General features: G+C 60.5%; 23 protein-coding genes. 14 read left to right on the forward strand and 9 right to left on the reverse strand.

What is annotated here, in order from left to right; translation table 11 throughout:
• Positions 1-144 precede the first annotated feature (144 nt).
• Together AC07W7_RS10845 and AC07W7_RS10850 are read right to left on the reverse strand one after the other, a co-directional pair.
• A complete protein-coding gene (locus tag AC07W7_RS10845; protein WP_169865637.1) occupies positions 145-1,626 on the reverse strand; it encodes a methyl-accepting chemotaxis protein in 1,482 nt (493 codons plus the stop codon).
• A 96-nt stretch (positions 1,627-1,722) separates the two neighbouring features.
• Positions 1,723-2,529 (reverse strand): TatD family hydrolase, encoded by an 807-nt coding sequence (locus AC07W7_RS10850; RefSeq protein ID WP_495039301.1) that lies wholly within the window; start codon positions 2,527-2,529, stop codon positions 1,723-1,725.
• 236 nt (positions 2,530-2,765) lie between these two features.
• On the opposite strand from AC07W7_RS10850, the gene AC07W7_RS10855 reads away from it, so the two are divergent.
• From AC07W7_RS10855 to AC07W7_RS10865, 3 genes are all read left to right on the forward strand, one after another.
• Positions 2,766-4,187, forward strand: coding sequence for an MltF family protein (locus AC07W7_RS10855; protein WP_495039302.1), 1,422 nt, complete (start codon positions 2,766-2,768; stop codon positions 4,185-4,187).
• A 103-nt stretch (positions 4,188-4,290) separates the two neighbouring features.
• Positions 4,291-4,725 carry a DoxX family protein gene (locus tag AC07W7_RS10860; protein ID WP_099169502.1) on the forward strand — a complete coding sequence of 145 codons (435 nt, stop codon included), beginning with the start codon at positions 4,291-4,293 and terminating at the stop codon, positions 4,723-4,725.
• A 247-nt stretch (positions 4,726-4,972) separates the two neighbouring features.
• On the forward strand, positions 4,973-5,281 hold the full coding sequence (locus AC07W7_RS10865; RefSeq protein ID WP_099169503.1) for a hypothetical protein: 309 nt from the start codon (positions 4,973-4,975) through the stop codon (positions 5,279-5,281).
• A 10-nt stretch (positions 5,282-5,291) separates the two neighbouring features.
• On the opposite strand, the gene AC07W7_RS10870 is transcribed toward AC07W7_RS10865, so the two are convergent.
• Genes AC07W7_RS10870 through AC07W7_RS10880 form a run of 3 tightly spaced genes read right to left on the reverse strand, consistent with a single transcriptional unit; the run spans position 5,292 to position 8,748 of the window.
• Complete coding sequence (locus AC07W7_RS10870; protein WP_495039303.1) at positions 5,292-7,085, reverse strand: GldG family protein; 1,794 nt, start codon at positions 7,083-7,085, stop codon at positions 5,292-5,294.
• Positions 7,086-7,099: 14 nt separating this feature from the next.
• Complete coding sequence (locus AC07W7_RS10875; protein ID WP_495039304.1) at positions 7,100-7,825, reverse strand: ABC transporter permease; 726 nt, start codon at positions 7,823-7,825, stop codon at positions 7,100-7,102.
• Entirely contained in the window at positions 7,822-8,748 is a 927-nt protein-coding gene (locus tag AC07W7_RS10880) for an ABC transporter ATP-binding protein (protein ID WP_099169506.1), read from the reverse strand. The genes AC07W7_RS10875 and AC07W7_RS10880 overlap by 4 nt, the downstream gene beginning before the upstream one ends.
• 308 nt (positions 8,749-9,056) lie before the next feature.
• Here AC07W7_RS10880 and AC07W7_RS10885 point away from each other — a divergent pair, with 308 nt between their 5' ends.
• Both AC07W7_RS10885 and greB read left to right on the forward strand, forming a co-directional pair.
• Complete coding sequence (locus AC07W7_RS10885; RefSeq protein WP_495039305.1) at positions 9,057-10,238, forward strand: hypothetical protein; 1,182 nt, start codon at positions 9,057-9,059, stop codon at positions 10,236-10,238.
• A 140-nt stretch (positions 10,239-10,378) separates the two neighbouring features.
• Positions 10,379-10,852: a transcription elongation factor GreB gene (greB, locus tag AC07W7_RS10890; protein ID WP_099169508.1), complete on the forward strand. Its 474-nt coding sequence runs from the start codon at positions 10,379-10,381 to the stop codon at positions 10,850-10,852.
• Between the two features lie 39 nt (positions 10,853-10,891).
• On the opposite strand, the gene AC07W7_RS10895 is transcribed toward greB, so the two are convergent.
• Positions 10,892-13,402: an ABC transporter permease gene (locus AC07W7_RS10895; RefSeq protein ID WP_169898779.1), complete on the reverse strand. Its 2,511-nt coding sequence runs from the start codon at positions 13,400-13,402 to the stop codon at positions 10,892-10,894.
• Entirely contained in the window at positions 13,402-14,085 is a 684-nt protein-coding gene (locus AC07W7_RS10900; RefSeq protein WP_029297972.1) for an ABC transporter ATP-binding protein, read from the reverse strand. Before AC07W7_RS10900 ends, AC07W7_RS10895 begins: the two co-directional genes overlap by 1 nt.
• A 10-nt stretch (positions 14,086-14,095) precedes the next feature.
• Between AC07W7_RS10900 and AC07W7_RS10905 the strand changes: the two genes are divergently transcribed.
• The 3 genes from AC07W7_RS10905 to AC07W7_RS10915 are packed head-to-tail and all read left to right on the forward strand — an operon-like array spanning position 14,096 to position 16,082.
• A complete protein-coding gene (locus AC07W7_RS10905; RefSeq protein ID WP_099169510.1) occupies positions 14,096-14,701 on the forward strand; it encodes an arylesterase in 606 nt (201 codons plus the stop codon).
• Positions 14,702-14,757: 56 nt separating this feature from the next.
• On the forward strand, positions 14,758-15,054 hold the full coding sequence (locus AC07W7_RS10910; protein WP_029297976.1) for a hypothetical protein: 297 nt from the start codon (positions 14,758-14,760) through the stop codon (positions 15,052-15,054).
• Positions 15,055-15,113: 59 nt separating this feature from the next.
• A complete protein-coding gene (locus AC07W7_RS10915; protein ID WP_169865617.1) occupies positions 15,114-16,082 on the forward strand; it encodes a L,D-transpeptidase family protein in 969 nt (322 codons plus the stop codon).
• A 121-nt stretch (positions 16,083-16,203) separates the two neighbouring features.
• On the opposite strand, the gene oprI is transcribed toward AC07W7_RS10915, so the two are convergent.
• A complete protein-coding gene (gene oprI, locus AC07W7_RS10920; RefSeq protein WP_003172710.1) occupies positions 16,204-16,455 on the reverse strand; it encodes an outer membrane lipoprotei OprI in 252 nt (83 codons plus the stop codon).
• 615 nt (positions 16,456-17,070) lie between these two features.
• Between oprI and AC07W7_RS10925 the strand changes: the two genes are divergently transcribed.
• Complete coding sequence (locus AC07W7_RS10925) at positions 17,071-17,352, forward strand: GNAT family N-acetyltransferase (RefSeq protein ID WP_029297992.1); 282 nt, start codon at positions 17,071-17,073, stop codon at positions 17,350-17,352.
• Positions 17,353-17,407: 55 nt separating this feature from the next.
• On the opposite strand, the gene AC07W7_RS10930 is transcribed toward AC07W7_RS10925, so the two are convergent.
• On the reverse strand, positions 17,408-18,484 hold the full coding sequence (locus AC07W7_RS10930) for a 3-deoxy-7-phosphoheptulonate synthase (RefSeq protein ID WP_099169512.1): 1,077 nt from the start codon (positions 18,482-18,484) through the stop codon (positions 17,408-17,410).
• A gap of 187 nt (positions 18,485-18,671) precedes the next feature.
• Here AC07W7_RS10930 and AC07W7_RS10935 point away from each other — a divergent pair, with 187 nt between their 5' ends.
• The 5 genes from AC07W7_RS10935 to cysB all read left to right on the forward strand — a co-directional run bounded on the left by AC07W7_RS10935 (position 18,672) and on the right by cysB (position 22,543).
• Positions 18,672-19,007, forward strand: a complete 336-nt coding sequence (locus tag AC07W7_RS10935) for a YbbN family protein (protein WP_099169513.1) — start codon at positions 18,672-18,674, stop codon at positions 19,005-19,007.
• A complete protein-coding gene (locus AC07W7_RS10940) occupies positions 19,007-19,966 on the forward strand; it encodes a putative 2-dehydropantoate 2-reductase (RefSeq protein ID WP_197883509.1) in 960 nt (319 codons plus the stop codon). The genes AC07W7_RS10935 and AC07W7_RS10940 overlap by 1 nt, the downstream gene beginning before the upstream one ends.
• Positions 19,967-19,975: 9 nt before the next feature.
• Positions 19,976-20,887, forward strand: a complete 912-nt coding sequence (locus tag AC07W7_RS10945) for a 5'-nucleotidase (protein ID WP_495039306.1) — start codon at positions 19,976-19,978, stop codon at positions 20,885-20,887.
• A gap of 76 nt (positions 20,888-20,963) precedes the next feature.
• Positions 20,964-21,464, forward strand: a complete 501-nt coding sequence (locus AC07W7_RS10950; RefSeq protein ID WP_099169516.1) for a universal stress protein — start codon at positions 20,964-20,966, stop codon at positions 21,462-21,464.
• 104 nt (positions 21,465-21,568) lie between these two features.
• A complete protein-coding gene (gene cysB, locus AC07W7_RS10955; protein WP_099169517.1) occupies positions 21,569-22,543 on the forward strand; it encodes an HTH-type transcriptional regulator CysB in 975 nt (324 codons plus the stop codon).
• Positions 22,544-22,548 lie beyond the last annotated feature (5 nt).

Here is a 22,548-nt window from a genome sequence, read left to right on the forward strand (position 1 = left end):
ATGTTAAATCCTCTGTCCATTGATACTCGATGAACAGAGTCTAGGTCGGGCGGGCAGGGGCGGCGAATTGGGGTTGGCTATGGGGGTTATAGCATTTTGATGGGATCCACCAGCGGCAGGCGCTGGCGGCTCCACAGGCGAACTTTACAACTTCAGTTGGCCGATGGCCTTGCTCAACTCGCCGGCCAGGGTCGCCAGTTCATTGCTGGTGGTGGCCGAATCCACGGTCTGTTGCACGGTGTTTTCCGTGACGTCGCGAATGCTCACCACCGCGCGGTTCATTTCTTCGGCCACATGGCTCTGCTGCTCGGCGGCAACCGCAATCTGCGTGTTGCTTTCGCGCATCTGCGCCACGGCGCTGGTGATTTGCGCGAGGGAAGCGCCGGCTTCCTGGGCCTGCTGCACGCAGTCATCGGCCTTGAACGAGCTTTCCTGCATAAAGTCCACCGCATCCCGGGTGCCGGCCTGCAGGTCCGAGACCATGCGCGTGATCTCATCGGTGGAGCTTTGTACGCGCTTGGCCAGGTTGCGTACTTCATCGGCCACTACGGCAAAGCCGCGGCCCATCTCCCCGGCGCGGGCGGCTTCGATGGCGGCGTTGAGGGCCAGCAGGTTGGTTTGTTCGGCAATGCTATGGATTACGCCGACCACGCCATTGATCTTCTGACTGTCCTCGGCCAGCTTCTGGATCATCTCGGCGGTTTGCTGCACGCCGGTGGACAACCCGGCAATCGAGCGCTGGACCCGGGTCACCACCTCCTGGCCGCCACCGGCCAGGGTGTCGGCGGTCTGGGACAAGTCGCGGGTGGCGCCGGCATGCTGGGCAATGTGATACACGGTGGCGGTCATTTCATTGATCGCGGTGGCGGCCTGGTCGGTCTCGCTTTGCTGACCGAGCATGCCGTGCTGGACCTCATTCATGCTGCTGGCCAGGCGTGCGGCGCCGTCGTCCAACAATTTGGCGGTGCGTGCCACGGTACTGACCACCCGTTGGTAGCCGGCCTGCATGGCATTGAAGGCACTGGCCATCTGCCCGACCTCATCCTTGCACGCCAGGGGCACGCGGGCCGAGAGGTCGCCGGTTTTCTCCACGTGCAGCATCACGTCTTTCAGGGTGTTGAGCTGGGCCAGCAAAAAGCGGATCAGCAACTGCGAGGCGCAGAGCATCGCCAGCATCAGGATCAGCACGGCCACGGCATAGTTGGTGAAACGTTCGGTAAACACCTGGCTCAGGCTCGGCGCATAGGCCAGCACGGCGACTTGCTGGCCGTCGGCGCGGGAGATGACTTCGGCGCCCAGCAGCGGGTTTTCGCCGAACAACGGCATGTGGTTGAACTCGACCCAGCCATTGGCTTGGCTGAGGGCGGACAGGTCCTGGTCCGCCAACTCGGGCACCTGGCCCCGGGCAAACGCCAGCCAGTGCTCGCCCTGGGGCAGCGCCTGCCCAGCCGGCCATGCACTGAGCAAGCGGCCCTGGGCTTGTGCCGAGGCTTGGGCGGCATGGCTGCGGGCCTGTTGCTCAAGCTGCACGGCATACAGCACCAGCAGCAGCGTGGTGATGAACGCGACCGCATTCACGGCCCAGAATTTGTACTTCAGCGAGATATTGCTAAGCCAGGCACCCATGGAAGGTTTTCTCTGATAGCGGAAACAGTATTGGCAAGGTGCCATTATTGTGCCGCTATTGGGAAAATGGGTGTTGATATGGGTCAATGCACCGCGTCAATCCGGCACAGGCAAGCCGAAAAACGCGCGGGCGCAGGCGGTGCTGTGCTGGGCCAGGTCTTCCAGGCTTTCTTCGCGGTGCAGGGCAACTTCGCGCAAGACTTCCGGCAGATAGGCCGGCTCATTGCGCCCGTTTTTGGGTTTGGGGCGCAGGGTGCGCGGCAGCAGGTAGGGCGCGTCGCTTTCCAGCATCAGACGGCCCCGGGGGATGTCCCTGACCAGTGGGTGCAGGTGCGTGCCACGGCGTTCGTCACAGATCCAGCCGGTGATGCCGATATGCAGGTCCAGATCGAGGTAGCTGAACAGCGCTTGCTGTTCACCGGTGAAGCAATGCACCACGGCCGCGGGCAAGTGATCCCGGTAGTCGCGCAGGATCTCCAGCAGGCGCTGGTTGGCGTCTCGTTCGTGGAGAAACACCGGTAATTGCAACTCAACGGCCAAGGCCAGGTGGGCTTCGAGGACTTTTTCCTGCTGGGGGCGGGGTGAGAAATCACGGTTGAAGTCCAACCCGCATTCACCCACGGCACGCACCCGGTCCTGGCTGAGCAGATCCTTCAACTGCCGGGCGCTGTCGACGCTCCAGTCGTTGGCACTATGGGGGTGAATGCCGGCGGTGGAGAACAGCCGTTGCGCGCCTTGATCCCAGCGCTGGCACAGGTGCAGGGCCTGTTCGCTGCCGTGCACGCTGGTGCCGGTGACGACCAGTTGGCCCACGCCGGCGGCATAGGCGCGGTCGAGCACGGCCTGGTGTTTGTCGTCGAAACTGGGGTTGCTCAGGTTGACGCCGATATCAATGAGTTGCATGGTGCTATCTCCGCCTGCGGCCGGAAAGTCTATCAGAGCTGTAGATTTATAAGAAAAACCAAGAACTACAAAGAGTTATCGCTGTCTTTGAACGTCGCCAGTAACACCGTGGTTGGCTGACAGCCTGCCACTGTGCCACCCTTGCGCCCAAAGCCTGCGCCTCTGGCGCTCTGTTTCTGTCCCCCAATGCGGCGTTTTCTTACGAAGCATGGGGCCTTGTTCTTCCCGGAGAGCGGATGATCCGACCCTCGGCATTGCTTATGGTGTGCCTGACGCTGCTGCTGCCCACGGCGGCGGTTGCGCGCCTGGACGGGCCGGTGGAAGTGACCAAGCCGGGCAAGGTGCGCGACCTGGCGCAAATCCGTAGCAGCCGCACGCTACGGGTGCTGGTCAACCAGAGCCGCAACAGTTCCGGTGAAGTCCAGGGCCAGTCCATTGGCGTTGAGTACCATCGCCTGCGCGCCTTTGAGCACTACCTCAATGGCCGTGCCCGCGATGGCCAGGAAATCAACCTCAAGATCATTCCCAAGGCCAAGGATCAACTGCTGGGGGCGCTGGCCCGTGGCGAAGGCGACCTGGTGGCGCCCGGTGAATTGCTGGATGTGACGGCGGCCCACAAGATCAGCAGCAGTGACCCGATTGCCAGCGATGTGCCATTGTGGCTGGTGGGCCTCAAGGGCGAGCGGCGGTTTACCCGCCTGGAGCAACTGTCCGGGCGCACCCTGGCCCTGACCACGGGCAGTGCGGCGGGGGAGGCGGTCAACCAGGTCAACCAGAAGCTGGCGCTGCGCAAACTGCCGCCGGTCAAGGTGGAATGGGTGGACCCCAGCCTGGCGGTGGAAGATGTGCTGGAGATGGTCCAGGCCGGGATCTTCCACCTGACCATTGTCGAGCGGCCAATTGCCGAGCGCTGGTCGAAGATCCTGCCCAAGTTGCGTTTTGACAAGCAAGTGGCGATCAGCGAGCCGGGTCAAGAGTACTGGTTCGTACGCCAGGATGCCTCGATGCTGCGGGCGAGCATCGATCGCTTCCTGAAAACCTACAAGAGCCCGTCAGATCAGGATGTGGCCTTCCAGCGCATCTACCGACGTCTCTCCCAGGTGCGTTACCCGTTGGCGCGGGCTGATCGCCAGCGTCTGGAAAAACTGCGCCCCGTGCTGCAAAAACATGCCCGGGAACAAGACATGGACTGGCTGAACCTGGCGGCCCTGGCCTTCAAGGAGTCGTCCCTCAATCCCGCGGCGAAAAGTGGCAGCGGGCCGACGGGCCTGATGCAGATCACCCCGTCGGCGGCCCAGCGGGTCGGGGTCAACAATATCCAGACCCTGGACAGCAATGTGCAGGCGGGCGCGCGCTATCTGGCGCTGATCCGCCGCAAGTTTTTCTCCAGCCCCAAACTCAACGAGCGCGAGCGTATGGCGTTCGTCCTTGCGGCCTACAACATGGGGCCGGAGCGGGTGCAGGGCATGCGTGCCGAGGCACGGCGCCGGGGTTTGAACCCCAACCAGTGGTTTTTCCAGGTCGAGCGCATCGCCATGGAGCAGGTCGGAATGGGCGGCGTCAGCTATGTTAATAGCGTGAACAAGTACTACTTGGCCTTTGATCGGGAACGGGACTCCCTGGAGCCGGTGGGGTCAAAGATCGTCTCACGCAAATAATCTAACTTATCGATATTAATTAGCGCGTTTTTCGGCTTTTATCATTGCTTAAACTGATTAATATAGCGGCCAACCAACCCCTACATCGAAAAGGATTATCAACATGAGCCCAATGATCAAAAACCTTCTGTCCACCCGTGCCGGCTACGGCCTGACGGTCCTGCGGATTTTTGTCGGTATCATTTTTGCCGCCCACGGTTCGCAAAAACTCTTTGGCTGGTTTGGCGGCGGTGGCCTGGCAGGCACGGCGCAGTGGATGGAGAGCATCGGCCTGGCCCCGGGTACCCTGATGGCACTGTTGTCGGGCGGTACTGAGTTCTTTGCCGGCCTGGCGCTGATCATTGGCCTGCTGGTACGCCCGGCGGCGCTGGGCCTGACCATTGTCTCGCTGGTGGCGATTTTCTCGGTGCATATCAGCAACGGTTTGTTCATGACCAACAACGGCTATGAGTTCGCCTTGGCACTGCTGGGCGGCACAGTGGCTGTGCTGTTTGAAGGTGCTGGCAAACTTTCTGCCGACCGCGCCATTGCTAACTGATCACGTTGCACGCATGTCAAAGGCCCGCCCCGTGCGGGCCTTTTTCGTTGTACGGGATTCTTGACACTGCCCCACTGGCTTCTCTAGGATGCTGCATGCGCCGATTTAAACAGCTAATTGCGGGGCGCCACAGGGACTCGCTGCAGTCCCGACAGAAACCTGCTCCAGGTTTCGAAATACCGCTAAAGCGCTGGTTCGGTGTTGCCTCTCACCTGCCCGCAGACTTTTGAGGCAGAGACACGACACGATGAATGCACTACGACCCCTTGTACGCCTGGCCCCGATCACTGCGGGCCTGACTCAGCGCAATCCGAAAATCCTCCTTGGCGGCAAGCACCAGCCGACGCTGTTGCGTTATCTGGATGGCTGGCCCCGGCGTACTGGCCGTCCTTCGGCGTTCCTGATCCAGTTTGTCGAAGACGGTGAGTCCCTGGCCCGCTTTGCCAGCAACAGCTTTGATCTGGCGGTGATCCAGGCGCCGAACGCCGAGGATGCCAGCGAGTTTATCCGCCACCTGACCCGCGTGGCGCGCCAGGGCTTGATTACCCGGCGTTAACCCACAACCCTTAGTAGAACGTAGCGGCAGGTGGATGTTGGCGACGTCGACGCGAGATGAAGATCCCCAGGCCCAGCAGGCTCACTATCAGTGGAACGATGACGACCGTGAGCAACACCACGGTGAGTTCCAGTTGGCGGACGTTCTTGTAGGCTTCTTTTCTCAGGACGTGAAGCTCCATGCGTAAGCGCAGGCGCTCTTTATTGAGCGCCTGTAACAGCGTATTCGAGGCGTTGGCCTGGCTCCCCAGCATGGAGGGCGGCGTGTTCAGCGATCGCCATTCCTTTTCTGTCTGGTCCAGGCGTTGCTCCAGGAGGGCCGCCTTTTTTCGGTAGGATTGCGCGGCCTCGGTGCGTAGCCTGTCGAGCAACCCTGGGGGTTGCTGGTCGCTCGCACGAGGGCTGATAGCGCTCAGGGTTTCGGGCGCTGTCAGGTTATCCAGGGTATTCAAGACAAACCTGGCATTGTCCGAGCGTGGCGTTTTTTGTCCGTTGGCACCGTGTGCCGCCAGCCAGACACGGTCACTGAGCAGATCCGTGTCGGCCACCACGACCACATGGATATTGGCGGCCTTCTGCAGCGTAGCTTTCTGGCCATTGAAGCCGTCAGGGAAGGCGGAATAGGCAGGTCCTTCGATGCGGGCTGCGATTACATTCGGCCGACCGCGGGTGGTTGCCTCGCCGATCATGGCTTCAAAGGTCTCCTGTTGAGCGAAGCGTGCCCCATCGAACGTGCTGGCTTGCCCGGAACTCTGGAGCAGCGGGGTGAATGTGGTGCGGCTTTTTTTCAGGGGCAGGAGCGTACCGGTATTCAACAGCGTCAGGCTGCCTACGCCCCAGGTGCTGATATCGTGCCGGGCCATCGCCTCCCTGGGTAGGGTGAGCGCCCCGGGATGGCGTACGGCGGGCTGGCCGCTCGTCATAACCACCGGGGTGGCATAGAGGCTTTCCGCCACTACCTTATTGGCTGGCATTTGCACGCCCCAGGCGGCCAGCAGGTTCTGCTGGCCCGAGGTGTCGGCGGTTGAGTCCAGGCCGTTCAAGGGATCGAGAAACATCATCAACTTGCCCCCCGCCAGGACAAACTGGTCAATGGCAAACAGTGTCTGCTCCGGCAGTCGAGCAGGCTGGACGACCATCAAGGTCTTGACATGCCCAGGGATGCGCGAGAGGTCGCGGCCCAGGCTCATCAGGTTGAAATCACTGCGGATTTTCTTGAGTAACTGCCATGACGGTGCGCTTTCCCGGTTCTGTTCATCCCGGCTGCCGTCCATGGCTAACCCAGAGATCAGCCCGATGATCGGTTGTTCTTGGCGCGCGACATGGTGGATCAGGCGGCTGATCTCATATTCCAGGAAGTCCGCCTGGGCGGGGTCGAAGCGTTCAATTTTCTGAGGCTCATGGTCTGCACGGGTGCCGATGAGCCCAAACAGCCCCTGTTGGCTATCCAGGCCCAATAACTCAGCCTTGTACTCGTCTTCTGAAAACGGGTCAGGGTCAATCAGGTGCAGCGTAATGTTGCCCTTTGATGCGCTTTCGTAGGCCTTGAGCAGCAAGGCAATGTAGTCGCCATGGCTTTTCAGGGCTGCACTTTTACGGGGATGGCTGGTGTTGAAAAAATATAAATCCATGGGGGGTTCAAGTGTCGCGAGCAGGGCGTTGGTCGAAGGCGAGAGGGTGTGGATTTTTTTCTCTGAAAGGTCCAGTCGATAGTTGGGTAATTTCAGGGCCCATACCAGATTGAAGGCGAGAAAAAGCAGGGCGATGACGGTCAACGTCACACCGAAATTAATAAGGTTCCTCATGGGAATTTCCTTTGTCAGCCTTTTCTGAAATTTAAAGTAAGGGTGGTTGCGGTAAGGAAAGCAATGATCATGCTGATGAAGTACAGCGTGTCGTGCAATGTCAGGAGGCCGCTATCTATTGTGCTGAAACGTATCCGTGGGTTAAGTGAAACCAGGCTGTCAATAATCCAGATGGGGGCCTGGTGGCTCAGCACATCCAGCACAGACGATATAATACTGGTGATCAATAATAATGTGAGTGTGATGCCGAAAATAATCAGGCGATTATAGGCCAGCACACAGATAAGGCAGGCAAACGAAAGATAAGCGCCCGCCAGTAACCAACTTCCCAGGAATTGGGCCAGGATGGTTGAATTGTCCGCTATGGCCAGGTAGTTAACGGCGATGACCAGTGGGAAGTTCAAGGACAGCGTTAACGCGCAAAGGGCCCAGGCGGCCAGGAACTTGCCCAGTGTCAGTTCGAGGGCCGACACTGGCAGCGTGTTTGTAAAGAGGAAGGTATTGTCTTTGTACTCATCTGTCCAAAGCAGTGTGGAAATAAATGGAATGAAAAAAAGATAAAGCCAGGGGTGGAACTGAAAAAAAGCATTTAAGTTTGTAGGGTTTTTTTCTAGGAAACTTCCTACATTAAAACCGAGCGCAGTGTTAGTCATCAAGAAGACAGAAACGCCAAAATAAGTGGCCGGGCTCGACAAGTAGTTGCTGAGTTGCCGCTTGAATATTACGGGTAGACGTTTCAATTGGGCGCCTCCTGGCTCAAATGGTGGATGACATCACTCAGGCGCCCGGGCTCAAGGCTCAAGGCATTGATTTTCCAGCGCCGGTTGGCGATCAGGGCATTGACGTGTGGATAGATGATTTGCCCCGGCATCGCGAGTACCGTCACGCTGCCATCGGCATGCCGGTCTTCTTCGATGCCGGCCACCCCCGGAAGCACGGCCAGGGCCAGCAGGTCCAGGGGCGTATCGGCGGCCAGGGTGATTGCCTGGTAATGGCGCGAGCTGTGTTGCAGTTCGGATACGGAGGTATCTGCCAGCAGGCGGCCCTCGGCCAGGACCAGGGCCCGTTGGCAGATAGAGGAGAATTCTTCGGGGTTGCGGGAGGCAACAATGACGGTCATGTCTTCGGTCAACGACTGGATAAGCGTCCCGACCTTTTGTTTTTGCAGGGTGTCCAGGCCCTCTGTAGGTTCGTCGAGTAACAGCAGCTTGGGGTCATGCAGGATGGCTTGGGCCAGCGCTACTTTGCGTTGGTGCCCTGGAGGAAGGGCGCTGATAGGGGAGTCAAGCACTCGCCAAAGCTCCAGGCGGGCGATCGCTCGATCAACCATCTTGCGCTTTTCCTGGCCACGGAGCCCGCGAACTTCGGCCATGAAACCCAGAAAACTCTTTACTGTCATGTTGCCATGGCCGAGTGCAAATTCTGGCTGGTAGCCTATTATTGTTTGTGCCTTTATGGGGTGGGTCGAGATATCCATGTCATATATTTTTATCGTGCCGGAAGTTGCCCGGGTTGCGCCGCAGAGCAATTTGAGCAACGTACTTTTACCCGCGCCATCATGTCCAAACAACCCCAGGCATTCCCGGGGGCGGGCGCTGAATGTCAAGTTGTCGATGGCCGTCGCCCGTCTTGTTTTTTTTGTTAAATTTGTTATTTCGATCATAGGCTTTTCTACTTGGTTGTTTGCCGGGGCATGCTGAGTAGGCGGGGGCTCAATAAGCCTGTGTCTTCAGGTTGAGAATTGCCGAAGGTTGCGGTGAAAAGTATTGATCAAGTGTTTCAGGTGCGGCTTTGTTAAAAAATGGTACGTTCAATAGGGACGCTTGGAAACGCTGAGGCGCGTGAATAAGGTAAGTCCTACATGTGGCTCAATCACTCGCTGAAACAATTGCGCTGTTCTTGAGGTTTTGTTGGTTTTGAATGGAATGATGGCGTGTATATGAAGTACTACCGTAATGGAGTCCGACACTCATGATGCTTCTACGTACTCTTGTTCTTGAACACTCTGGTCATGATTCCCCGGTTAACGGTGCACTGCTTTGTTGTTTTGCGGTACCGCAAATCGCTTCGAACTTTCTTGTCTACAGCCTGGACGAAGAGGTAGAGCCCGGAAGCTCCCGGGTCTACATTGCCGCGTTGCGCAAAAAGTCCGAACGGTATTTTCTTGGAAGCATCGAGTCCAAGGAGAACCTGCAACTGGCAATGAGTGTCCTCAAGCAGATCATCACCCTGGCCACCACATCCGGTGCCAAGGATGGCCACGCCTCAGAGCCGCAAGTGCCTTATCATTTCATTGACCTGAAGGGCAGCAAGCTCCCGGCGGCCCGGCCGGAAGATCACCACTCACTGATGATCAAGAAGACCTTGGTGATGAAGGTGATCACTCTCGGGACTTCAGTCATTGGCCTGCCTGCGATTGAGAGCACCGAGTTGATTGTGCCGTCTATTCGCTTCTCGTCAAAAATGGTGTCGCCACCCGGTGCGGCAAGTCCCGCTGAGGATTTGACGCCAGCGTCCCACGAGGAGCCGTCAGCTGTGGTGTCGGCGGTAACGCCGGCTGAGCCAGTGCCTCCCCCGCCGAAGGAGGTCCAGGTGGCTGTTGCGCCAGTGTCGGTGCAGCCGCCTGTTGCGCCGCCCGAAGTTGCCTCGCCAGTCGTGGCGGCGAATCAGTCGTCCCTGGTTGAAGTGGATACCACACTGACCAATCTGGCCCGCGTGGCGCAAGAGTTGACGCAACAAAAGCGCGCATTGCAGCAACAGCAGGAGGAGCTTGAGCAGCAAAAAGACCAATTGCTACGGGAAAAAACCGCGCTGGAGCAGTCCAGTCAACAGCTGAACGCGCTGGAGGTCGCCTTGCAGCAGCGAACCGAAGCGTTGAATGGTCGTGAGGAACACCTGGACCGGGATGCACAGTTGCAGCAGGCAGAGCAACGTCGCCTGGAGGGTTGGGCCCGGCAGTTGGAAGACGAGTCGTTCAGGCTCCAGGCGCAGGACAGGGCATCCCAACAACAGGCGGAGCAATTGGCGACCGGCCTGGGGCAGTTGTCGGGCTTCAGGGGCGATCTGAAGGCGTTGCTGTATCGCCTGGACGGCACCTTGTTTCCTGTGGAGAAGGTCGAGGAGGCGACCAGCAAAGTGCTTGGGGTCGATTGACTCCGGGGGAATCAGGCCTGGCTACTTTCTGGCGTTCATTTATCATCAAGGCCGACCGGTTGCCGTCAGGCCGCCAGTGCATTGCAGGCTGATGCGCGGGTGCTTTGAACCAATGGATACTTGCTGGGGATGTGACGCTTTTGAGTACCAAGCTGATTACCAAAGAAGGTCATGAGGCGCTGAAAAAAGAGCTTGATTACCTGTGGCGAGAAAAGCGTCCTGATACCACGCGCAAGGTGACGTGGGCAGCTTCGCTGGGAGACCGCAGCGAGAACGCCGACTACCAGTACAACAAGAAGCTGCTGCGTGAAATCGATCGCCGGGTGCGCTACCTGCGTAAACGCCTGGAAGATATGCGGGTGGTGGAATACATGCCTGAGCAGGAGGGCAAGGTGTTCTTCGGGGCCTGGGTGGATATCGAGAACGAGCAGGGCGAGACCAAGCGTTTTCGGATCGTGGGCTATGACGAGATTTATGAGCGCATGGACTACATCTCCATCGACTCCCCCATGGCCAGGGCCCTGCTGCGCAAAGAGGTGGACGATGAGGCCATTGTGCAGACGCCGGGTGGCGAGGTGTGTTGGTGGATCACCGGCATCGAGTACGTCAAGTAAGCCTGTGTGGCCCGCTCCCGTAAGGGGGCGGGCTTTTTTTCAGCCTTCGCGCAGTACCGTCAGTGGGCTGGCATTCAAGGCCCGGCGTGTACCGAATACCCCGGCCCCGCCGATCAGCACCGCGCCGATCACCGGAAGCACCAGCAGCCAGGGGTGAGGGTGCCAGACCAGGTCGAAGGCATAGCGATACAGCACCAGGGTCACCAACTCGGTGCCCAGGGCCGCCAGTAGCCCGCTGACCGCACCCAGCAGCCCGAACTCGATACGCCGGGCCTTGACCAGCAACGTGCGTTCCGCGCCCAGGGCGCGCAACAGGGCGCCCTGGCGGATGCGTTCGTCCAGGGTGGCCTGCAGCCCGGAAAACAGCACCGCCATGCCTGCCGCCAGGACAAACAGCAGCACGTATTCCACGGCCAGCGTGACCTGGGCCAGGATACTGCGCAGTTGGGCCAGCAGCGCCTCGACCTGCAGGATGGTCACGGCCGGGAAGGCTCGGGACAGATCGACAATCTGTTGGTCATGGCCGGCAGCCAGATAGAAGCTGGTCAGGTAGGTGGCCGGCAGGTCCTTCAGGGTGCCCGGTTGGAAGATCATGAAAAAGTTGGGTTGGAAGTTGTCCCAGTTGATCTCCCGCAGGCTGGTGACCCGGGCCTCGCGGTTTTCCCCGCCAACGGTGAAGGTCAGGTGGTCGTTGAGCTTGAGCTTGAGGCTTTCGGCCACCTTGGCCTCTACCGAGACACCCGGCACGCCGTCGCTTGGCTGATCCGCCCACCAACTGCCCGATGTCAGGGTGTTGCCTGGGGGCAGGTTGGCCGCCCAGGTCAGGCTCAGGTCCCGTTGGATTGCGCGATCGCCACTGGAGTCCTTGCTGACAATGTCCTGCACCGGTTCGCCGTTGATGCTGATCAGGCGTCCCGGCACCACCGGATACAAGGGCGCGGCCTGGGCCTGCAGTTCAAGCAGGCGAGCACCGAAGGCGTCCTTGTCGGCCGGCAGGATATTGAGGGCGAAATAGTTGGGGGCATCCTTGGGCAGTTGGTTCTGCCAGGTGTCCAGCAGTTCGCCACGCAGCAGGGCGATCAAACCCATCGACAGCAGGATCAGGCCAAACGCCAGGGACTGGCCCGCCGCCGCCAACGGGTGGCGCAACAACTGGCCCAGCCCCAGGCGCCAGGGCAGGGCCGCGCGCGCCAGCAGGCGGCGCAGGCTTTGCAGCAGCAACAGGAGCAGGCCACCGAGGATCAGCGCGGCGATCACCCCGCCGCCCAACAGGGCGAAGGTCAGCACCAGGTCCAGGCTCAGGCGCCACATGATCAGGCCCAGGGCAAACAGTGCCGCGCCATATACCATCCAGGTGCTGGAGGGGATCGGTAGCAAGTCGCGACGCAGAACCCGCAGCGGCGGCACGCGGCCCAGGGCCGCCAGAGGGGGCAGGGCAAAACCGGCGAGGGCCACCAGCCCGGTCCCGATGCCCGCGACAGCCGGCAGCAAGCCGCCCGGCGGCACATCGGCCGGCAGCAGATCGTGCAACAGGTAGAACAGCCCCAGTTGCGCCAGCCAGCCCAGTGCCGCGCCGGCGAGGCTGGCCAGCAGCCCCAGCACGCTCAACTGCAGGCTGAACAGCAACATGGTTTCCCGGCGCGACAGGCCGAGGCAACGCAGCAGCGCGCTGGCGTCGAAGCGGCGGCTGGCAAAGCGGTTCGCCGAGAGGGCCACGGCCACCCCAGACAACAACACCGCGACCAGGCTGGCCATGTTCAGGTAGCGTTCGGCCTTGCCCAGGGCGCCGCCGATCTGCTGGTTACCGTCCCGTGCGTCCTGCAGGCGCTGGTTGGCGGCCAGCCCTGGTTTGATCTGGTCGCTGTAGGTTTGCAGTGCGGTACTGCCTGGCGGTGCGCGCCACAATTCACGGTAGCTGACCCGGCTGCCCGGTTGGACCACGCCGGTGGCCTCAAGGTCGGCCAGGTTGATCATCACCCGTGGGGTGAGGCTATAGAGGTTGCCGGCACGGTCCGGCTCATAGGTGAGCACGCGGGCCAGGCGCAGGGTCTTCATGCCGACGTCGATGCTGTCGCCGACGTTCAGGTCCAGTGCCGTCAACAGGCGGGCCTCGACCCAGGCCTCGCCGGGTTTCGGCCCGCCGCCGGGAGTTTGTGCGGCGAACGGTTCGGCCGCGCTTTTCAGCTGGCCGCGCAGCGGGTACTGCTCGTTGACGGCCTTGATACTCGATAACTGGATGCCGTTGTCGGTGGCGATGACGCTGGAAAACTCCACCACCCTGGCGTGGGCCAGGCCCAGTTGCGTGCCGCTGGTGATTTGCTCGGGGCGGGCCGGGGAGCTGCCCTCCAGCACCAGGTCGGCGCCGAGGAACTCGGTGGCGCGCAACAGCATCGCGCCGTTGAGCCGCGCGCCGAAATAACCGATGGCGGTACTGGCGGCCACCGCCACCAGCAGGGCGAAGAACAACACGCGCAATTCACCGGCGCGGGCATCGCGCAGCAATTGGCGCAGGGCAAGGCTGAACAGGCGCAACAGCGGCAAACGTGCCATCAAGGCTCCAGGGGCTCGACCATCAGGCCGGCTTCAAGGCGGATCAGGCGTCGGCAGCGATGGGCCAGGCGCTCGTCGTGGGTCACCAGCACCAGGGTGGTGCCGTTTTCCTTGTTGAGTTCAAACAGCAGGTCGCTGATGCGCTCGCCGGTATGGCTGTCGAGGTTGCCGGTGGGTTCGTCGGCAAACAGCACGTCCGGCTCGGCGGCGAACGCCCGGGCAATGGCCACCCGTTGTTGCTCGCCGCCGGAAAGCTGGCGTGGCGAGTGGGTCAGGCGCTGGCCCAGGCCGACCCGCTCGAGCAAGTGCCGTGCACGTTCGCGGGCGTCCTTGCGCCCGTCCAGCTCCAGGGGCAGCATGACGTTTTCCAGGGCATTGAGGCTGTCGAGCAATTGGAATGACTGGAACACAAAGCCGACGTGTTCGGCGCGGATGCGTGCCCGTTGATCTTCGTCCAGCACACTCAGGGCCTGGCCGGCGAGGGTGACTTCGCCGCTGCTGGGCAGGTCGAGCCCGGCCAGCAGGCCAAGGAGCGTGGATTTTCCAGAGCCGGAGCTGCCGACGATAGCCAGGCTATCGCCCTTGTTCAGTTCCAGGCTCAGTTCGTGCAGGATGGTCAGTTCACCTTCCGCGCTGGGAACCACTTTGCTAAGGTTCTGCGCGGTGAGAATGCATGCGCCCATGGAGAATCCGATGCGAATATGGTTTTTGAGTGCTGGCCTGGCCCTGATGTGCATGGCCCAGAACGCAGCGGCGGGTACTGTCCTGATCGTTGGCGATAGTATCAGTGCCGGTTTCGGCCTGGATACCCGCAAAGGGTGGGTGGCCCTGCTGGAGCAACGGCTCAAGAAGGAGGGTTTCGACGATAAAGTGGTCAACGCCTCCATCAGCGGCGACACCAGTGCTGGCGGCCTCGCGCGGCTGCCGGCGGCGCTTGCAGAGCATAAGCCCGACGTGGTGGTGATCGAGTTGGGGGGCAACGACGGCTTGCGTGGCCAGCCCCCGGCGCAATTGCAACAAAATCTTGCGTCGATGATTGACCAGTCCAAGGCCGGCGGTGCCAAAGTGCTGCTGCTGGGAATGCAGTTGCCGCCCAATTATGGCCCGCGATATACCACGGCGTTTGCCGAAGTCTATGGTGTGTTGGCCAAGGAAAAAAACGTTGCTTTGGTGCCGTTTTTCCTTGAAGGCGTGGGGGGGCACCCGCAGATGATGCAGGCTGATCAACTGCACCCGGCCGTCGGCGCCCAGGCCAAGTTGCTGGAAAATGTCTGGCCGACGCTAAAACCGCTGTTATGACGCTTTTCTAGCAGCGGTCTTTCGGCTAAGGTGGCGCCCCCGATTTGGAGCCCCCGATGTCGTCGCGTCCTGCCTGGTCCCTGTTTGCCTACCAACTGATCGAGCCTGACGAGCAGTTGGATCTGTTCGCCTGCCAGGAAGTGAAGGTGCACCTGGTCACGCGCCAGTTGGAACTGGGCGGTACCATCGACCGTACGCTCTGCGGCACCTTGCTGCCGGCCCAGCCACGTTGGTCATCGGTGGACCGCTCGATCTTCCAGGACCAGCGCCTGTGCCCCTTGTGCCGGGCGATTCTTGAATCGCAAAAGCGTGGCACGCCGCCTATCTGGCCTGAACTGCGCTTCGAGCTTTAAGGGCAGCTACACGCTACAATCGCCATTTTACCCCCGTCGATCTGCGAAGGATTTCCCGGATGTTGTCGCGCCTGCCTGTCGTCACCCGTTGCCTGTCTCTCGCCGCCTTGTGTGCGGCCGGTCCTGTTGCGGCCCTGCAACTGCCCCTGCCGCCGCCGGGTGAAGACATTGTCGGCCAGGTCCAGGTGATCAAGGCCAAGTACGAAGACACCTTTGCCGACCTGGGGGTGACTTATGACCTGGGCTATTCGGAGATGGTCGCGGCCAATCCCGGGGTGGATGCCTGGCTGCCGGGAACCGGGGTCGAGATTGTGCTGCCGACCCGTTTCATCCTGCCGCCGGGCCCCCGCGAAGGCATCGTGATCAACCTGGCCGAGTACCGTCTGTACTACTACCCCAAGGGCCAGAATGTGGTGTACACCTTCCCGCTGGGGATCGGTCGCGAAGGCTGGGGCTCGCCGATTGCCCGTACCAGCATCATTGCCAAGACCCCCAACCCGACCTGGACCCCGCCCGCGTCGATCAAGGCTGAGCACGCGGCGGACGGCGACCCGCTGCCCAACGTGGTGCCGGCCGGTCCCGACAACCCCCTGGGCCCGTTCAAGTTCACCCTGGGCACGCCGGGCTACCTGATTCATGGCTCCAACAAGAAGTTCGGCATCGGTACCCGTACCAGCCACGGTTGCTTCCGCATGTTCAACAACAACGTGCTGGAGATGGCCAGTATGGTCCCGGTGGGCACGCCGGTGCGGATCATCAATGATGCCTACAAGTTCGGCATCAGCGGCGGCAAGGTCTATCTGGAGGCGCATGCGCCCTTGAACGACGATGGCACGCCGTCGGTGGTCGACAAGCACACCGCCGTCATCAACGCGATGCTCAAGCGCGAAGACCTGGCCAACAACCTGCGGGTCAACTGGGACGAAGTGCGCGATGTTGTCGCGGCCGAAGATGGCTTGCCGGCGCAGATTGGCGAGCCGGGCGCGGCGCCGATGGTCACCAGTATGCCGGTCGATCTGCAGCAGTAACGCCTGCTGCCCATCAAAGCCCGCCATGGCATGCGCCTGGCGGGCTTTTTATTGCCCGGGATACGGGCAATAAAAAGCCGATCCAAAAATGGATCGGCTTGATAACAACCCCGAGGGATTATTACTTGCGGCTAGCTTTTTCAAGCATGCGCAGAGCGCGCTCGTTAGCTTCGTCAGCAGTCTGTTGTGCTTTTTGAGCAGCAGCCAGAGCTTCATCAGCTTTACGGTAGGCTTCGTCTGCACGAGCCTGGGAGCGAGCTGCTGCGTCTTCAGTTGCAGTCAGACGAGCTTCGGTTTCTTTGGAGACGCTGCTGCAACCGGTAGCCAGAACTGCGGCCAGAGCCAGAGCAGAGAATTTCAGAACGTTGTTCATCGTGTTCCCCTTCAAGGACTTTCTATTTAATGGCTACTATCTCAGAGTGAGCTAATAGCCGGCGTACATACTACCCATTACTTGTAGTAAGTAAACTGACGTAGCGCAAGAAGCAAAAAAAATTCTTGTGCCGAATCTATTTTGGCTAATCTTTGGCGAGTTTGTATAAAAAATATCCAGTTCTTGATGTGTGGCCAAAGATTGGATCCAGGCTGAAAGCGCCGGCTGGCAAGTGTTAAACGTTGTAAGCGCCTGTCAATTTATATATCGGCATGAACACTATTGTTCAGATTTCCCTGAGACATGTGGGCATCTTTCGCGCATGTAGAGGTGACTTTAAAAGCGCTTGTTCGTCTCAAGCTTCAACTGCCGGCAATGTTCAGGCCGATCGACCACGGGATGCTCGATCAGCCCTTTCTATGTCCGCCAGCCCGATGGAGGACGAGCGTCCCTTGAGCAATGACCGGATTGGTGCCTACTATTCCTGCGTGCGGGGCGTGAGTGCTGTAGGGCTTTTCTCGTTGTCGAGACCGGCACGGGGTGGCGTAGATGTTCCTTCGCCGGAAAAACATCGGTAAGGTAGGGGTCAGAAACCAAGACCCGCAAGGAGTAGTGATGAGCGAGGCGTTGTCCATCCACCATGACCAGGCTGGTCATCAGTTCGAGACCAATGTGGACGGTCATCGTGCCTATCTGACCTACATGGACCTGGGGAAGCAGACCCTGGATATCTACCGCACGTTTGTGCCCAATGCCTTGCGTGGGCGCGGCATTGCCGCTGCGTTGACCGAAGAGGCGCTGCAATACGCCGAGAGCATGGGCTACACGGTGATCCCATCCTGCTCCTACGTGGAGCGCTACATGGAGCGTCACCAGCGCCATGCCGCGAAGCTGTAAAGCCAGCAGGCGGGCATAAAAAAACGCCGGGCTCAGCCCGGCGTTTTTGTGTGCGTCAGGTACGTTTGCGCTTGGGCAATACGTCCTTGAGCTTGGCGTGCATGCTGCGCAGGGTGGTCTCGGTGGCGGACCAGTCGATGCAGGCATCGGTGATCGACACGCCGTATTGCAGGTCGGCCAGGTCCTTTGGAATGGCCTGGCAACCCCAGTTCAGGTGACTCTCGACCATCAGGCCGATAATCGACTGGTTGCCTTCCAGGATCTGGTTGGCCACGTTCTCCATCACCAGTGGTTGCAGGGCCGGGTCCTTGTTGGAATTGGCGTGGCTGCAATCGACCATGATGTTGGGCTTGATCTTCGCCTTGCTCAGCGCCTGTTCGCACAGGGCCACGCTGACCGAATCATAGTTGGGCTTGCCATTGCCGCCACGCAGTACCACATGGCCATAGGCGTTGCCCTTGGTGGTGACGATGGACACGCCACCTTCCTGGTTGATCCCCAGGAAACGGTGCGGGCTGGAAACCGACTGCAAGGCATTGATCGCCACGGTCAGGCCGCCGTCGGTGCCGTTCTTGAAGCCCACGGCCGAGGACAGGCCGGAGGCCATTTCGCGGTGGGTCTGCGATTCGGTGGTACGCGCACCGATCGCCGACCAGCTGATCAGGTCTTGCAAGTACTGCGGGGAAATCGGGTCCAGGGCTTCGGTGGCCGTGGGCAGGCCCATTTCAGCCAAGTCCAGCAGCAGCTTGCGGCCGATGTGCAAGCCGTCCTGGATCTTGAATGAGTCGTCCAGGTACGGATCGTTGATCAAGCCTTTCCAGCCGACGGTGGTCCGCGGCTTCTCGAAATACACGCGCATCACCAGGTACAGGGTGTCAGACACTTCCGCGGCCAGCACTTTAAGGCGCTCGGCGTACTCGTGGGCGGCCTTGAGGTCGTGGATCGAGCACGGCCCGATCACCACGAACAGGCGGTGGTCAGTGCCGTCGAGGATGTCACGAATGACTTCGCGGCCCTTGGTGACGGTCTGCAAGGCAGCGTCGCTCAAAGGGATTTCGCGCTTGAGCTGATCGGGCGTGATCAGGGTCTCGTTGGATTCGACGTTTAGGTCGTTGATCGGTAAATCAGCCATCGTGTTACTCGTCAGGGTCACGGGTGCCGGCCGCCAGCGAACCCCGTGCGGCGGAGCACAGCATGATTTAAATGCAGCGGGGAGCCGAACCTTAGCGCGTACACGCCGGCTCGACAATGGGCAATTGCGCGCGGTGGCGTGCGGCCTGATAGTGTGTTGCCTGGTTAAAGGGGGTGGTGTGGAGCGAGTGAAAGCGTTTGAATTGACGGATTTGGATATCGACCAACAGTTGTTGGGGTTACCGGGTGCTTCATTGCTGGTATTTACCAGTGTGGGCTGTTCCAGTTGCCGCTGGGCGCGCCAGCAGTTGCCCGGCTGGGAGCTGCCGGTTGCGCGCATCTGCTGGGTTGACGCCGGGCACAATGGCGGCGCGGTGCAGCGCTATGGGATCTTCCATTTGCCGGCGTTGTTTGTGGTGTGCGAGGGGCAGTTCCACGGCGCCTTGCAGGTGGGCCTGAATGCCGGCGACCTGCGTGAAGGTATAGACGAAGCGCTCAAACGAGAACCAGAGGAGTTGCCATGATGAGTGCAGTTGAACCCGGGCCACGCATCGGGGTTATCGGCACCGGTGCCATTGGTGGTTTTTACGGGTTGATGCTGGCGCGCGCCGGTTTTGACGTGCATTTCCTGTTGCGCAGTGAGTTCGCGGCGGTCAGCGAGCGCGGCTTGCAACTCAATAGCGCGGTGCATGGCGCCCTGCGCCTGCACCCGGTGCAGGCCTATGCCAATGCGGCCGACATGCCGCCTTGCGACTGGCTGTTGGTGGGCACCAAGACCACCGGTAACGTTGAGCTGGCGCCGACCATTGCCCAGGCAGCGGCGCCCGATGCCAAGGTGGTGCTGTTGCAAAATGGCCTGGGTGTCGAGGAGGCCCTGCGCGAGCACCTGCCGCCATCGGTGCACCTGCTCGGCGGGCTTTGCTATATCTGCGTACACCGTTCCGGGCCGGGGATTGTCGAGCACCAGGCCATGGGCCGGGTCAGCCTGGGCTATCACAGTGGCAGTGCCACCGATGATGCGGCACGCCGCCAGGCGATTGTCGAAGAGGGCGCCGGGCTGTTCCGCCACGCCGGGATCGACGCCCAGGCCATGCCCGACCTGGACCAGGCGCGCTGGCATAAACTGGTGTGGAATGTGCCGTACAACGGCCTGTCGGTGCTGCTCGGAGCCAATACCTCGGCGTTGATGGCCGACGAATCCAGCCGGGAATTGATCCAGGGCCTGATGGCCGAAGTGGTGCAGGGCGCCCACGCGTGCGGCCATCAGATCGCGCCCGGTTATGCCGAGCAGATGTTCAGCATGACCGAACGTTTGACGGACTACTGGCCCAGCATGTATCACGATCATCTACATCGGCGCCCCCTGGAGCTGGCCGCGATCTATGCCCGCCCGCTGGCCGCAGCCAGGGCCGCCGGCTGCGAATTGCCGCGGATGCAGGCGCTGTATCAGGCCTTGGGTTTTATCGATCGGCGCAACAACTGAGGAACAGGCATGGCCAAAAGCATGAGCGACAAATTGGTGCTGGCGATTTCCTCGCGGGCCCTGTTCGACCTGGGCGAAAGCCATAAGGTTTACCTGGCCCAGGGCGTCGAGGCCTACCGCAAGTACCAGATCGATCACGAGGAAGAAATCCTTGAGCCGGGGGATGCCTTCCCCCTGGTCAAGAAACTCCTGACCCTCAATGCCAGCCTCGGCCGGGCGCGGGTCGAGGTGGTGTTGGTGTCACGCAACAGTGCCGATACCGGCTTGCGCGTGTTCAATTCGATCCAGCACTACGACCTGGATATTTCCCGCGCTGCCTTTGTCGGTGGGCGTAACCCCCACCCTTATCTGGCGGCGTTTGGCTGCCACCTGTTTCTCTCGACCCACGCCGAAGATGTGCGTAGCGCGCTGGATGCCGGTTTTGCGGCGGCGACCATTTTGTCCGGCGGCGCCCGTCGGGCTTCCAGCACTGAGTTGCGGATTGCCTTCGACGGTGACGCGGTGCTGTTTTCCGACGAGTCCGAGCGCGTCTACCAAAGCGGCGGCCTGGAAGCGTTCCAGGCCAGCGAGCGGCAAGCGGCTCGCGAACCGCTACGGGGTGGGCCGTTCAAGGGATTCCTGGCGGCCCTCAATCTGTTGCAGCGCGAGTTCCCCGATGAGTCATGCCCGATCCGCACGGCGCTGGTGACGGCGCGTTCGGCCCCGTCCCATGAGCGGGTGATCCGCACTTTGCGCGAGTGGGACATCCGCCTGGACGAGTCGCTGTTTCTCGGCGGCCTGGAAAAGTCGGCGTTCCTTGAAGCGTTCGCTGCCGATGTGTTTTTTGACGACCAGGCCGGCCATTGCGAGAAAGCCAGGGAGGTGGTGGCCACCGGGCATGTGCCCCATGGTGTGAGCAATGAGCCGAAAGTCCAGGTCTAACGCTAAGTTCATCGCAGTCGCGGAGGCGCTGCTAAGCTGAAACAGTCCCCGCCATCCTGGCAGTCCAGGAGGTTCTATGATTCGGTCGATGTTGTATGCCTCAGACCTGGGTGTGTATGCGCCTTACGTGATGCAACATGCACTGGCGATGGCGCGCACGTTCAAGGCGGATCTGCATGTGATCCATGTCGTGGAGCCGATCGGGCTGCTCGCCGACTCGGTGCTGCAAACCTACCTGGACGAGCCGGCCTTGAGCGAATGGCAGGCCCAGGGGCTGACCACGGTCATGGCGAGTATCGAACAGCGGGTGTTGGACAGCCTTCGCGAAGAACTGGCGGATGGCGAGCAGGATTTACAGACGATTCGTTCGGTGCGGGTGATCCAGGGGGATCCCGCCCAGGTGATTCTCGACCAGGCGCAGAAACTCTCGGTAGATTTGTTGATCGTAGGGAGTCATAGCCAGGGCGCGGGGATCCTGACCCCATTGGGGCGTACGGCGGCGCGGGTGTTGCAGTTGTCGCGGGTGCCGGTCTATCTGGTGCCTTTGCTGCAGCGCCGGCGCAGTGAAGATGTGTGATGGGGCGTAAACGATAAAAAGTTCTAGATTTATCAATCAAACCTTTAATATAGTTATATACCGTCGCTGATATCCGTGGCGTCTATCTGCTTTGAGGGATACATATGAAGCTTCAACAACTGCGCTACATCTGGGAAGTGGCGCACCACGACCTCAACGTTTCCGCCACGGCGCAAAGCCTCTACACCTCGCAACCGGGTATCAGTAAGCAGATCCGCCTGCTCGAAGACGAATTGGGCGTCGAAGTGTTCGCCCGCAGCGGCAAGCACCTGACCCGTGTCACGCCGGCCGGTGAGCGCATCATCACCACCGCCGGCGAGATCCTGCGCAAGGTTGAAAGCATCAAGCAGATCGCCCAGGAATTTTCCAACGAGAAAAAGGGCACCCTGTCGATTGCCACCACCCACACCCAGGCCCGTTATGCCCTGCCGCCGGTCATCAGCTCCTTTATCAAGCAGTACCCGGACGTGGCCTTGCACATGCACCAGGGTTCGCCGATGCAGATCGCCGAAATGGCGGCTGATGGCACCGTCGACTTCGCCATCGCCACCGAAGCCCTGGAGCTGTTCGGCGACCTGGTGATGATGCCGTGCTATCGCTGGAACCGCTGCGTCGTGGTGCCCCAGGGCCACCCACTGGCCAAGCTGCCGAAGCTGACCCTGGAAGCCTTGGCGGAATACCCGATTGTCACCTACGTGTTCGGTTTTACTGGCCGTTCCAAGCTCGATGAGGCCTTCAGCCATCGCGGCCTCACGCCCAAAGTAGTGTTCACGGCGGCTGACGCCGACGTGATCAAGACTTACGTGCGCCTGGGCCTGGGCGTTGGCATCGTGGCCAAGATGGCCGTCGATACCAAGCTCGACAGCGACCTGGTGGTACTCGATGCCAGCGAACTGTTCGAGTCCAGCGTGACCAAGATCGGCTTCCGTCGTGGCACCTTCCTGCGTGGTTTCATGTGCGACTTCATCGAGAAGTTCGCCCCGCACCTGACCCGTGAAGTCATGGCCAAGGCGATCCAGTGCCATAACAAGCAGGAACTGGAAGCCCTGTTCGACGGTGTTGAACTGCCGGTTCACTGATCGGC

This window comes from Pseudomonas sp. GW821-FHT01D09 (assembly GCF_059422465.1).